The sequence below is a fragment of the Gardnerella sp. KA01000 genome (assembly GCF_049244035.1).
GTDB lineage: Bacteria > Actinomycetota > Actinomycetes > Actinomycetales > Bifidobacteriaceae > Bifidobacterium > Bifidobacterium leopoldii.
This window is the reverse complement of the sequence record NZ_CP058367.1, coordinates 826,951-839,859: the sequence shown is the minus strand read 5'-3', so window position 1 is coordinate 839,859 and position 12,909 is coordinate 826,951. Positions and strand designations below refer to the sequence as shown.

Here is a 12,909-nt window from a genome sequence, read left to right as displayed (position 1 = left end):
TAATATTTATATAACTTTGTTATACAAGCATGTTATATAACTTTGTTTTAATTTTGATTAATCAGTTATATATTATTTTATTTTAATATTTAATTTTTTGTTTTTATGAATATGTGTTTTATATATATGGATTAATTTATTTCGTGCAATCCATTACAGAATCTTTCAAATTCTTTGGAGCTTGCTTAATTAAACCATATTTCACGTATTCTTTAGCCTGAGTTTCCATCATTTTCAAACCTTTTTCATCGATTGGGCGAATAGTTGGATTGTCAAACTTTTCAATTTGCTTAATAATAGTTTCGCTTGCTCCGAGCTGCTTGTAAGCGTTTCCAATAACATTGTTTTCTTTATGAGACTTTTTTGCTTCGCGAACAAGAGCCTTGTACATCTTCTTAACAAGATCCGGATGCTTTTGGGCAAAGCTCTTAGAAACAATGTGAATAGTAACATTCATATTGCCGTACTTTTTAGCATTTACAAGCAATTTTGCGCCTGGAGTTGTCATTGCTGCAGCAAGATTCTGATCGAATGAGGAAATTGCATCAATCTGTCCAGAAGTAAATGCTGTCTGGAAGTTCTTAGGGCTCATCTCAACTTTGTTAACTTTAGAAACGTCTAAAGCACTTTTATCGAATGCGCGGTGAAGCATGTAATCGCCAGTATCACCGTTGTGAATAATAGCAACTTTCTTTCCGTATAAGTCTTTTAGTGTTTTCACGCCGCTTTTTGCGGATGCAACGATTCCTTGAGAATCACCATTGTAATATTCGAGCGCAAAAGCTACCCATGGTTGTCCTTCAGCAATCAAATCAATGAAGCGTCCGGTTCCAGTAGTTGTAGCATCTGCATTTCCGCTCATAACAGCAGTAAGACCATCAACTGGAGTGTAAGGACCAGTGTAAACTACTTTAGATTTGCCAAATTCGTCTTGAAGGAATTTCTCATTTTTCAAAGTAGTTAAATAATTTGCTGTTGAAAGATAAGCGACTCTCATAGTTCCAGCGTCTTCTTTTGAAGAAGCGCTTGATGATTTTTGTGAGCTTCCGCAAGCTGCGAGAGATACTGTTGCGCAAACAGCGCAGATTAATGCAATAATGCTCTTTTTAGAAAATCGCATTTTTAAATTAGCCATGATATATAGTTCCTTTTGTTTGTTGTTTTATTTATCTGTTGTTTGGTTGTTATTATTTGGTTGTTGATTCTAAGTATTGACTAATTCTTAAAAAGCAATTTAATGCATTTTAAAAAGTAGTTAACTTTAGAAAAATGTTGATATTACTAGATTATTGGCGTGATTTTCTATCTAATCTGCGCTCAGGTATAAGAAGATACTCTAATATGTTTGCAGTAAGCTCAGATCCAAGACCTGCAATTGCGTACATAATAACGCATGCCATCATTTGATCTGGCCTAAAGAATTCTTGCGCTCTTGAAAGAATGTATCCAATTCCGATAGAAGAATTAACTGTTTCGCAAGTCACTAATGCAACCCATGCTACAGATATTGCAAATCGCAAACCTGTCATAAAACTTGGAAGTGTACCGCGAAGCAAAATAGATATAAAAATAGTAGATTTTTTAACGTGATAAACCTGCGCTAATTCGAGAAGTTTCGGATCAATATTACGCACTCCGTCGCGAATATTAACGTACATAGGTCCAAAAACGCCAACAGCTATAAGCGCTATTTTCATCGTTTCATCTATTCCGAGGAAAATTATTAATATTGGAGCTAAAGCCGGGAATGGAATTGACCTCAACATGTGGCTTGGTTTATCAACTACAATATTGCCAAGCTTACTGCCTCCCGCAAGTATGCCTGCAGGAACAGCAAAAATAATTCCTAACAAAAGTCCTAAAAGAACTCGTAAAATACTTATTCCTAAGGATTTTAATAATATGCCTTCGTTGTTTAAATCAATAAAAGCTTGTATTACTTCATATGGGGATGGCAAAGAACGGTCCTCGATTGGAGAAAGAGTTGTAAAAAACCACAAAACCAAAATGAGGATAGTTGAAATCCACACTTTACACGAAGATACCGCTTTAAATGCAATCTTCAATATGTTTTTCGCTTTATTAGGCGAACTGTAAGTCATGCGACAATCCCTTCGATAGTTTTAGCTATATCAGGTTCAACGAGTGTATTCTCAGCGCAACACTGTATGTATTGTTGTTTGGCACGATGTAGTTGCGCACCCCGTGTCTGTGGTCATTATCTCCCAAGGGTATGGACATGTATATTTGAAATCGATATTTATAAACGATATTGCTTAAAAATATACAATTGGCTCATATGACTCGAATTAAATCAAAATATTGTGAACGTTCACGGCATAAATACGCTGGTACTCAATATAACGTCCATAAAACGCACTAATCTTGGAAGAGTCATCACAACCCATAGGTATAAAGGAGTAGTTGTGGCAGCTATTGAAAGCGTATATGCACGCGAAATTTTGGATTCTCGTGGAAATCCTACTGTTCAGGTTTATTTGGAGACCGAAGATGGCGCTCAGGGTATTGGTTTAGTGCCTTCTGGTGCTTCTACTGGTGAGGCTGAAGCTTGGGAACGTCGCGATGGCGACAAGTCCCGTTATCAAGGCAAGGGCACGTTGGAAGCTGTTAAGGCTGTCAACGAGGTAATCGCACCCAAGGTTATTGGCATGGATGCCACCGATCAGCGCGCTCTTGATGAGACGATGATTGAGCTTGATGGCACGCCAAACAAGGGCAAGCTTGGTGCTAACGCAATTCTCGGCGTTTCCCTCGCTGCTCTCTACGCTGCTGCTGAGTCTGCTCAGCTTCCGTTGTACCGCTACATTGGCGGCACCAATGGTCACATTCTTCCAGTTCCAAACATGAACATCATGAACGGTGGTGCTCACGCTGATTTCGCAACCGATATTCAGGAGTACATGATTTCTCCTTATGGTTTCGCGACCTACAGCGATGCTTTGCGCGCTGGTGTTGAGGTTTATCACACCTTGAAGAATGTTTTGAAGAAGGAAGGCTTGGCTACTGGTCTTGGTGACGAAGGTGGCTTCGCTCCAAAGATGAAGTCCAACGAGGATTCCTTGAAGTACATCATGGATGCAATCGAAGCCGCTGGCTATGAGCCAGGCAAGCAGATTGGTATTTCTCTTGACGTTGCTTCTTCTGAGTTCTACAACAAGGAAACTGGTAAGTATCGTTTCGATGGCGAAGAGCGCGAATCTGCTTACATGCTCGATTACTACGAGAAGCTCATCAACGAGTATCCAATCGTTTCCATCGAAGATCCATTCCAGGAAGAAGGCTGGGATGATTGGGCAGAAATCACCAAGCGTCTTGGTGATCGTTTGCAGTTCGTTGGCGATGACTTGCTCGTCACCAATCCAAAGCGTTTGGCTAAGGGTATTGAGCTTGGTGCAGCTAACTCCTTGCTCGTGAAGTTGAACCAGATTGGTTCCGTTACCGAAACCCTCGACGCTATTGAGCTTGCAACTAAGAACGGCTTTACTTCTATGGTTTCCCATCGTTCTGGTGAAACCCCAGATACCACCATTTCTGATCTTGCTGTTGCTAAGAACACCGGCCAAATCAAGACTGGTGCTCCTGCTCGTGGCGAGCGTATTGCTAAGTACAACCGCTTGCTTGAGATTGAGGAAGAGCTTGGTTCTACCGCTCAGTATGCTGGTTACAGCGCATTCAAGGCTTGCAAGAAGTATATGAAGTAACTTTTAGTTTTAAGTAACTTAGTGGCTTCTTGAGTCTTTGAGTTTTAACGGTCAGTCGTGTTTACGGCTGACCGTTTTTTATTAAATATTTTTGAAAAAATCACAACACGCAAAAAATTTTTCTTAAATTTACTTTCATTCTCTGCATAATGGTGATATTTTTGTGAGAAAATCGAAACAGAAGGAGATGTTTCATTATGCGAAAAGTAGCAGTTATTGGTATGGGAAATGTTGGCGCAGCTGTTGCTCATCAGCTTGTTGTTGGTGGTTACGCCGACGAGCTGTACTTATATGACAAGAATGAGGCTAAGGTTAAGGCTGATGCATTGGATTTTGAGGATTCAATGGACAATTTGCCTTTTAATGTAAACATTACTGTCAATGATTACGATGCTTTGAAAGATGTTGAAGTTATCGTAAGCGCTATGGGCAATATTAAGCTTTTAGACGTCCCAAATCCTGATCGTTTCGCAGAACTTAAACATAATCGTGTTCAAGTTGAAGAAGTTGGCGCAAAGATTAAAGCTTCTGGCTTCCATGGTGTTCTAATCGATATTACGAATCCTTGCGACGCTATTTGCCAGCTTTATAAAGAAACAACTGGTCTCCCTTATGAAAAAGTTATTGGCACTGGAACATTGCTTGATTCTGCACGTCTTCATCGCGCTGTTGGTAAATTCTTCGGAGTGCATCCAAAAGCCGTGAAGGGCTATAGCTTGGGTGAACATGGTGATTCACAGTTCGTCGCATGGTCCACAGTTAAGGTTCTTGAACAGCCGATTGTTGAGTTTGCAAAAGAAAAGAACATTGATTTAGATGCTGTCGATGAAGAAACTCGTCAAGGCGGCTTCACTGTGTTCTATGGAAAGAAGTATACAAATTACGGTATTGCTGCTGCTGCAGTTCGTCTGGTCCATGCTGTTCTTTCGGATTCGAAGGAGCAAATGCCTGTTTCGAACTATCGAGAGGAATACCATTCTTATCTTTCTTACCCAGCAATCGTTGGTCGCGAAGGTATTGTGAAGCAGTGCCAACTTGACTTGACTGAAGAAGAGTTGCAAAAGTTGCAGCATTCTGCAGATACAATTTTGAGTAAAGCTCAAGCAAAGTAGATGAGTCAAAAATAAAATAACTAAAAAATACTACTTTTGAATCTAAAATATTTTTACAGACTTTAGACAAAAGCGTATTGAAAAATGTCGTTGTAGATTTAATTGCTCCTAAAGAGTGTTGAATTTACAGCGACATTTTTGTTATAAAAATTTTTGATATTAGCTTATTTATTATTTGAATTTATAAAGTTGGCTAGTCCTAATTGTTTATGATATATACTTTTAACTATAAATTGAATTATTTTTTTTGGGGGGTGGAAATATGATTTCTAGTGCATACATAAGTGTTGGAAGCAATATAGGTGATAGATTACTTAATTTGCGCCAAGCTGTTTCGCTATTGAAGCAAAATTCGCATATAAGCAATATTATCGTTTCTTCAGTGTATGAAACTGAACCAGTTGGTGACGTAGTGCAAGACAGTTTTTATAACATTGCTTTACGTTTGGACACTGATTTAACAGCTTTTGAATTGCTTGATTTTATTCATGATATTGAACAGCGTCTTCATAGAAAGCGCATAGTTCGTTGGGGTCCTCGAACAATCGATTTAGATATTATTGATTTTGGTGGTCAAACTATAAAAAGTGAAAATCTTACGATTCCGCACAAAGAAAGAGATAATCGCAGATTTGTATTAGTTCCTTTGCTCGAAATAAGCGCAGACGATGCAAATTATCATGAGCTCATCCAAGATAAGCTTAATAAAACTAGCGACACTAATTGGATTAATATTATTGAAAGTAGCGAAGTTTTTAATTAGTTTGGAATATAAATTTAGTTTTTTAAATATGAGGTTTTAGAAAGAAAGAATACAAATGCGAATTATTGAAAGCAATTTGGAGAATGCATCTTCTAAAAATATTGCAGATATAGCGTTACTGCAGGATCTTTGTGTAAATCAAAAAATTTTATGCACGTGGGAAAATATTAGCGAAAACGATTTAAGCAAAGTAGCTGATTTTCTCGATCATTTTGATACAGCTATCAAAGTTTCCGAGTCTTCTATTGACTTCATTTTGCCGCTTATTGCTCTTAAACCTTTTATGCAAGAATGCGAAAAAGCATGGTACGAAGATCGAGAATTACTTGCAAGTTTGCGCTCGCTATTAAAGCAAAAAGCAATTGTGTGGAATGCAGGGCGATTCTGCTTTGATACACTTGACAAGCCGATAGTTTACGCGATTTTGAATATTACTCCTGACTCATTCTATGACGGCGGCAAGTACCAAAGTGAGGACGAAGTAAATAGCCATATTAAAGAAATAGTTGAAGCCGGTGCTGATGTTATAGAAGTAGGCGGTCAAACTACAAAACCTGGCGGTTATTTAGAAATTACTCCAGAAGAGGAAATAAGTCGCGTTATACCTGCTATTAAGTATATTCACAAAAATTATCCTCAAATTGCTGTAGCAGTAGACACTTACAAGTTACCTGTAATGGAAGCTGCAATTGAAGCTGGCGTAGATATTATAAATGATGTTCGTGCGTTTGATTCTCCAGAAAAAGTAAAGCTTATGGCAGATTCTAACGTTGGATTAGTAACAATGCATAGCAATAGAGATACAGAATATGACAATTTAACAAAGGTTATGTGTCAATTCTTTAGTGATAATTTAAAAATGCTTGTTGATGGAGGAGTTGACTTAAATAGGATCATTCTTGATCAAGGAATTGGCTATGCAAAGGTTGCTGATGGTGAACAAGATTATGCAATGATGCGCAATATTAATCAATTGCATCGTTTTGGTAGACCAATATTGGTTGCGATTTCTAGAAAAGGCTTTGGTAAGAAGCTTTTTAATTTAGATAAAGAAGATCGTTTGCCAGTTACTTTAGTTGCAGAAACAGCGATGTTTATGGCTGGTGGACGTGTAATACGTGCTCATGATATTGCAGAAACAAAGCAATTAGTTGAAATGATCGATGTTATTAATAGAAATTACTGGTTTAAGTAGAAAAATTTGAATATTTTTTTGCAGTTTTGTTCGTCAGTTTTTTAATTTTAATAACGAATAAATGTAGAGTGACTGTAAATGTAGCGTGACTGTAAATGTGGTACAACAGCATTTTGCATCTAAAGCACGTAAGATATTAGCGGAATACATGATGTTTTCACGTCGAATACATCAAGTAATTTAGAGAGTATGGTTATGAAAAAGCGTCGTAAAACGGCATTAGGTGAGGATGTAGTATCACCATTGCAACAGCGTCGACTACTTTCAGGACCGCTCGTGTTTTTATTTATGGTTTTTGTAGTTACCGTTGGTTCAATTGAATGCATTTCAACAGTTAGAAATTATGCGTTAAGCTTGTCGGAGCTTCATGCACTTCAGCGTGAAGAAAGTGATTTACGTGAACAAAAGCGTACGTTGGATAATAATATTGACCGATGGAAAGACAAAGCATACGTTACCGCTCAAGCTAGAGATCGCCTCGGCTTTATTTTTCCTGGTGAGCAGGCTGTTCGTGTAGAGCATCCTGAGGCAGTAACTGGAAAAGTTCCGAATGAATTTGCTCAAGAAAATAGCGAAACTAAGACTCATTCAGTCTTGCCTTGGTATAGTGACTTAATGTATGCAATACATAAAGCAGACAAACCAGATACCGTGCCATCCTTATAACATATAAACTGATAAAGTAAAGAATTATTTATTTGTAAAACAGCTTTAACAGGAGTAGAAACGCATGGCTAACAGCCAAGAAAGTTCAGATAAAATGCAGAACAGTAATAAGAATTATATTCCAAAAGAAGCTGTAAAACCTTTATTTACTACACCTGCGAGTGATGCTGAGCGTGCAATTGTTGAAAAGCAACTTGGAAGATTCCCTAGAGGAATGGTAGCCGTTGGTGCGCGTTGCGTTTGTGGTAGGCCTCTTGCTGTTATTACTAGACCGTGCTTAGAAGATGGCACTCCATTCCCAACTACATGCTACCTTACCAGTCCTGAAGCTGTAAAAGCGGTGTCTCGCGTAGAAGCAGACGGTATTATGCGAGAATATAACGAGCTATTACAATCGGACGAAGATCTAAAGAAACAATATGAGCGTGCACATAAGTATTATTTGGAATTCCGTCATGAATTAGCTGTGTCTTTGGGGGATAGTGAGGAGCATATTAGTCAGATGAGCGCTGGTGGAATGCCAGTTCGTGTTAAATGCTTGCATGCTTTGCTTGCGCAAACATTGGTAATGGGCAAAGGTGTAAATCCGATTGGTGACATGGTGTTAGAGCGCATTAAAGATGAGTTTGATCCTAACGTGTGCCGTTGTACTACTCCGTGGAGCGATGATGCATATGCTACTGAAACGGAAGTTGTTGTGGAAGACGAAACGGCTAAAACTGCAGAGGGTGAAGCTGTAAAAAGTGAAACGACTACTTGCGCAGAAAAAACAGTACAGGTTGCTGCAATTGACTGCGGTACAAATTCTATTCGACTAAAAATTGCGCAAGTTTCTGAGCATGGAATGAAAGATATTGTTCCTCGTATGCTTCGCGTCGTTAGACTCGGTCAGGGAATTGACGAAACTCATCGTTTCGCAGATGACGCTTTGAAGCGAGTGAGGGAGGCTGCGCACGAATTTGCGCAAGTTTTGAAAGAACATCCAGTTGATGCGATTCGTTTTGTGGCAACCTCAGCTACACGAGATGCTGAAAATCGTGAGATTTTTGAACAAATGATGGTTGATGAGCTTGGTGTTCGCCCTGAAGTTATTAGTGGTACCGAAGAAGCGGCTCTTAGCTTCCTTGGAGCAACAAGCGTTGTGTCTCGCGATGAGTTGCAGCCACCGTATCTCGTAGTTGATTTAGGTGGAGGCTCTACTGAGTTAGTGCTTGGAGGGGATGGTGACTGCTTGCCAGCGCACAAGGTTTCTGCAGCATACTCCATGAATGTTGGTTCCGTTAGAATGACGGAAAGGCATTTGCATACTGATCCTCCGACTGAAGAGGAAATTCAAGCTGCGATTGAAGATATTGACAAGCATATTGATGATGCTTTCAAAGTTGTTCCTGCAGGACGAGCTCGCACTATTATTGGCGTTTCTGGAACTGTGACAACTATGGCTGCTTTGACTATGGGATTGCAGCATTATGATCATACTGCTGTCGATGGTGTGCGTATTGGATTAGAGCAGGCTTATGCTGTTAATAATCGATTTTTGCGTATGCCTAAGGACTGCAGGCGCACGTATGCGACGATTCACCCAGGGCGTGTGGATGTTGTTGGCGGTGGAGCAGTGATTTGGAGCCGAGTGTTGGAGAGATTAGCAAAAGCTGCGTATGAGGATCACGGTGGGGTTTTGGATACGTTTGTTGCAAGTGAGCATGGTTTGCTTGACGGAATCACGATTGATTTGGGAAGAAAGTTACTCGCCACACGCTGAGCTTGTTCTTTGCTTAGATGTATGGCATAATAATTGATTGCTGCCTCTGTGGCGGAATTGGCATACGCATCAGACTTAAAATCTGACGCCCTTACGGGCTTGTGGGTCCGAGTCCCACCGGAGGCACAAACGAGGCGCTGCACAGTTTTTAGCTGTGTGGCGCTTTTTGCTTTCTGAGTTTTTTGGGTAGTCTATGCTTGGGTTGTGTTAAAATCCCACTGTGATTTGTTAGCGCAAATTCATATAATACATTGATATTTACTAGGATTTATAATGATTCGTGATAATAATTGTGCACTAGGGAAGTGCAGTAATGTTCTTCATCCTAAATATAGAAAGTTTCGTCGCTTAAGCTCACTTGCATTCATAGTACTAATTTCTTTTTCTATGGTTTGTTTTAGTGGATGTGCGGATTCAAATGCAGAATTTAAATCATTACAGAAAACTTGTGAGAATTTGAAAGTTAAAGTGAATGCTGCGAGTAAGTCTCTAAAAGATGCTGTAAATGATGCAAAAAATAAAACTAGTCAAATTTCCGCTGAGGATGTAGAAGATTCTTCAGTGCTTGATAACTTAAATTCTCTATTTGATGAAGTTAAGAATGAAGATTTTTCTACAATTTCATGCTTAGCAGATAATGCTAATGATATTAAAAACTCAAATAAGGAACTTAATAATCGTTTAGAAAACTATAAAGATAAAACAAAACAATTGCAACAAGCTTCCGATGATGTTCAGGTTTCATATAGAAAGCATGTTCTCAGTGAAGCGAAAAAAATTGCGGATGATGCAGTAGGTAAAGTTAAAGATCCTAAAGTTATTGATAATCTTAATGAAGCAATAAACAACAACGATATTGATGCAATTCCTGATGCTGTAAAAGCTGTTAATGAAAGTATTGAGGCAAAAAACAAGGAAGATGAAGAGGCTCGTAAAGAATCTCAGAAAAAGCGTCTTCCAGCTACCGTAAGGAAGCAGCCTACAAATAACGTTAATCCACAGCCTCAGCAGCAGCCTCAGCAGCAACCTCAGACTAATCAAGGTCAGGTATCTCAAAATTATGTGCATCCTGGATCTTTCTGCTCACAAGAAGGTGCTACTGGTGTAACAACTAAAGGAACTCCAATGGTATGTATAAGCCGTGACGGTGATAGACCTCGTTGGAGAAGAGGATAGTTTTTACAAGTTATTTTTTAAATTATCTATTGATGGACAGTAGTAGTTGCTACTGTCCATCAAGGTTATTTATATATTATTTTTTTTCTTAGACTCTGCTTTTACAGATAAAAAGAAAGTATTTAGAGTTAGAATTATTCTAATTGAATTTATTATTAGAATCGCTTGTGAGGTAAAGAGTAATGGGTGCCGAACAATTAGTTGAGTTATCTAAGCGTATAGATAAGTGGGCAGAACAATTATTGGATACTGGCAAGCGGAATAATCTTGTAAGTTTTAAAGATCGTAAATTGTCTATAGAAATATTGAAGCCAAGTGCCAAAGAGATTTTCCAAAAGTTCTCTTCAGCTAATCCAGAGCCTTTTGAAATATTTAATCCTCCGCAGATTTTTGACGCTGATAATAGTAATGACGACTCTTCTGTACAAAATACAGGCTTAGATAGTAAAAGAAATAAACGTATTTATAACAAAAACGATTTTCTTAATATATTTTCTAATAAGATAAATTCCTCACAAGTTCTTGCATATAGCACTTTCGGTAAGCCTGTAGCTGCTGCAAGAAAGATTATGAAAACTTCCAATGAAATTATGAAAGAAACCGGTATAAATGTTGCGTATATAGCATTTGGATTTATTCATTGGAAAGATACTAATTACGCTGATACCGTTCGTTATGCTCCTATACTTTTAATTCCTATACAGATAACAAATAAATCTCTTACTGATCCGTACATAATATCTGTACTTGATGATGAAATTCTCATAAATGAAACATTTTCGCTCAAACTCAATAACGAGTATGGCATAACTCTTCCGGAATATAAAAATGGAACAACTCTAGAAGAATATTTTGAAAGTGTTCAAGATTTAGTTTCTAAATTAGGTTGGGAAATAAGCAAAGAATGTAAAATCGGACTTTTTTCTTTCGCAAAAATAAATATGTATATGGATCTTAAGAATAATAAAGATAAGATTCTTAATAATTTAATTGTCAATAAGCTTTTAGGCGGTTCTACAGATTCTTATGATGAATCTGATGAAGATATAGATGGGTCTGAGGTTGGGAAGGATTCAATAATTGATTTATGCAATGTCGTTGACGCTGATTCTAGCCAAATTGATGCTATAGAAATGGCTAAATCTGGTAAAAGCTTTGTTTTGCAAGGCCCTCCAGGAACTGGTAAAAGTCAAACAATAACAAATATCATCGCTGAATGTCTTAATGATGGTAAAAAAGTACTATTCGTTTCAGAAAAACTTGCTGCATTAAAAGTCGTATATAACAAAATGCAGCAGGTAGGTATTGCTGACTTCTGCCTTCAACTTCATTCAAATAAAGCCAATAAGAAAGATGTTATTAAAGATATATGTAATAACTTCGATATTCAAAAGAATGAAATTAATCAACTAAAAGTTGATGAGGAAATAAATGTTAAAGTAAAAGCAAAAGAGAAATTGGATTCTTATGACTACAATCTTCACAAAGTAAATCCTGTAATTAATAAGAGCTTGTATGATTTATATGAGCGTCTTGCAAAATTTGATGAAGATTCTGATATCATATGTGATGTTCAAGATATATCACAATTAGGAACAGATTATTTAGATACTGCTACTAATCTTTTAACAGAATATGTGGATTATCTTCCTACTATAGGGTATGACTATCGTGATAACCCTTGGTGCGGATATATAAATCAGAACATTTCTTTGCAAGAAGAGATGCGAATAAAAAATACTCTTTCTTCTTCAGTTGACGTTCTGCGAGAATTGATTACTGTAACAGGTGTTATATCTGAAAGATATAACATTAGCTGTAAAAGTTTGAAGGATTCTGTTTTTTGGGGTTATTTCTTTAAATTCGCCGGTCAATCGTCATTAATAACTCCTGCTCTTTTAAATAAGCGGAATTTTAATATTGCCTACGATTCTTTGCAAAAATTGAAGGCACTAAGTGATGAGATGCATATTTCGTTGCAAAAGATGTCTGATTACAATGATGACATTTATAAGTTAGATGGTTTAAAAAATTGCAATGATTTGAAACATTTTAAGAGTGCAATATCTAGAATTTTTAACTCTGATTATAAAAAAATTGTTTCTAATGTACGACTATGTAAAAAAGTTGGAAAGAAGCCTAAATACGATGAGCTAGTGCTTCTAATGGAAACTCTATCGAATTATCAGAAAGCAGTTAGTGAATATTCTTCTATTGAAGCTTCTGTTAAATCAATGTTTGGATCAGCGTATAACGGCATTGAAACTAACTGGGATTATGTAAGCGAACAAATGAATATGCTTAAAGATATTCTTTCTAATGAGTACTCATTTGAACCGTTAGAAAAGTATTCTAACTTTTTATCTGATAGCAAAGCATTCATTGAATATTCTAATCAAATTGCCAATATACTAAATGAAAGTAATGTTCAAAATTTCGATTATATTTTCGATAATTTCGACAAGTAAATTGTTGATTTTCAGTCTATTACGCTCGATGATGCTCAATCTAAA

General features: G+C 37.4%; 10 protein-coding genes, 1 tRNA gene and 1 riboswitch. Of the genes, 9 read left to right on the top strand and 2 right to left on the bottom strand.

The features are described from left to right. Nucleotides 1–136: 136 nt before the first annotated feature. Together HXT58_RS03135 and HXT58_RS03130 are read right to left on the bottom strand one after the other, a co-directional pair. Nucleotides 137–1,135 carry an ABC transporter substrate-binding protein gene (locus HXT58_RS03135; protein WP_415705920.1) on the bottom strand — a complete coding sequence of 333 codons (999 nt, stop codon included), beginning with the start codon at nucleotides 1,133–1,135 and terminating at the stop codon, nucleotides 137–139. Nucleotides 1,136–1,286: 151 nt separating this feature from the next. Further along, on the bottom strand, nucleotides 1,287–2,102 hold the full coding sequence (locus tag HXT58_RS03130; protein WP_004119379.1) for an ABC transporter permease: 816 nt from the start codon (nucleotides 2,100–2,102) through the stop codon (nucleotides 1,287–1,289). Next, nucleotides 2,092–2,216, bottom strand: a riboswitch (TPP riboswitch). Its footprint overlaps the gene before it by 11 nt. Before the next feature lie 210 nt (nucleotides 2,217–2,426). On the opposite strand from HXT58_RS03130, the gene eno reads away from it, so the two are divergent. From eno to HXT58_RS03085, 9 genes are all read left to right on the top strand, one after another. Continuing rightward, nucleotides 2,427–3,722, top strand: a complete 1,296-nt coding sequence (gene eno, locus HXT58_RS03125) for a phosphopyruvate hydratase (RefSeq protein WP_004106847.1) — start codon at nucleotides 2,427–2,429, stop codon at nucleotides 3,720–3,722. Between the two features lie 197 nt (nucleotides 3,723–3,919). Further along, the gene (locus tag HXT58_RS03120; protein WP_004106846.1) at nucleotides 3,920–4,834 is read left to right on the top strand and encodes an L-lactate dehydrogenase; all 915 of its coding nucleotides are present in this window, start codon (nucleotides 3,920–3,922) and stop codon (nucleotides 4,832–4,834) included. A 262-nt stretch (nucleotides 4,835–5,096) separates the two neighbouring features. Continuing rightward, complete coding sequence (gene folK / locus HXT58_RS03115) at nucleotides 5,097–5,597, top strand: 2-amino-4-hydroxy-6-hydroxymethyldihydropteridine diphosphokinase (RefSeq protein ID WP_004119382.1); 501 nt, start codon at nucleotides 5,097–5,099, stop codon at nucleotides 5,595–5,597. A 55-nt stretch (nucleotides 5,598–5,652) separates the two neighbouring features. Further along, nucleotides 5,653–6,792 carry a dihydropteroate synthase gene (gene folP, locus HXT58_RS03110; protein WP_410295054.1) on the top strand — a complete coding sequence of 380 codons (1,140 nt, stop codon included), beginning with the start codon at nucleotides 5,653–5,655 and terminating at the stop codon, nucleotides 6,790–6,792. A gap of 189 nt (nucleotides 6,793–6,981) precedes the next feature. Continuing rightward, nucleotides 6,982–7,458 carry an FtsB family cell division protein gene (locus HXT58_RS03105; RefSeq protein WP_004106839.1) on the top strand — a complete coding sequence of 159 codons (477 nt, stop codon included), beginning with the start codon at nucleotides 6,982–6,984 and terminating at the stop codon, nucleotides 7,456–7,458. A gap of 94 nt (nucleotides 7,459–7,552) precedes the next feature. Beyond that, nucleotides 7,553–9,220, top strand: coding sequence for a DUF501 domain-containing protein (locus HXT58_RS03100; RefSeq protein ID WP_050543376.1), 1,668 nt, complete (start codon nucleotides 7,553–7,555; stop codon nucleotides 9,218–9,220). A 42-nt stretch (nucleotides 9,221–9,262) separates the two neighbouring features. Continuing rightward, nucleotides 9,263–9,346, top strand: a tRNA-Leu gene (locus HXT58_RS03095). 147 nt (nucleotides 9,347–9,493) lie between these two features. Further along, entirely contained in the window at nucleotides 9,494–10,396 is a 903-nt protein-coding gene (locus HXT58_RS03090) for a hypothetical protein (RefSeq protein ID WP_064340698.1), read from the top strand. Nucleotides 10,397–10,578: 182 nt separating this feature from the next. Continuing rightward, nucleotides 10,579–12,864 carry a DUF4011 domain-containing protein gene (locus tag HXT58_RS03085; protein ID WP_415705922.1) on the top strand — a complete coding sequence of 762 codons (2,286 nt, stop codon included), beginning with the start codon at nucleotides 10,579–10,581 and terminating at the stop codon, nucleotides 12,862–12,864. Nucleotides 12,865–12,909 lie beyond the last annotated feature (45 nt).

Bases quoted from the DNA above. Each gene is read 5' to 3' on its own strand.
- HXT58_RS03135 (WP_415705920.1), bottom strand. From the start codon at position 1,135: ATGGCTAATTTAAAAATGCGATTTTCTAAAAAGAGCATTATTGCATTA.
- HXT58_RS03130 (WP_004119379.1), bottom strand. From the start codon at position 2,102: ATGACTTACAGTTCGCCTAATAAAGCGAAAAACATATTGAAGATTGCA.
- HXT58_RS03120 (WP_004106846.1), top strand. From the start codon at position 3,920: ATGCGAAAAGTAGCAGTTATTGGTATGGGAAATGTTGGCGCAGCTGTT.
- folK (WP_004119382.1), top strand. From the start codon at position 5,097: ATGATTTCTAGTGCATACATAAGTGTTGGAAGCAATATAGGTGATAGA.
- folP (WP_410295054.1), top strand. From the start codon at position 5,653: ATGCGAATTATTGAAAGCAATTTGGAGAATGCATCTTCTAAAAATATT.
- HXT58_RS03105 (WP_004106839.1), top strand. From the start codon at position 6,982: ATGGTTATGAAAAAGCGTCGTAAAACGGCATTAGGTGAGGATGTAGTA.
- HXT58_RS03100 (WP_050543376.1), top strand. From the start codon at position 7,553: ATGCAGAACAGTAATAAGAATTATATTCCAAAAGAAGCTGTAAAACCT.
- HXT58_RS03090 (WP_064340698.1), top strand. From the start codon at position 9,494: ATGATTCGTGATAATAATTGTGCACTAGGGAAGTGCAGTAATGTTCTT.
- HXT58_RS03085 (WP_415705922.1), top strand. From the start codon at position 10,579: ATGGGTGCCGAACAATTAGTTGAGTTATCTAAGCGTATAGATAAGTGG.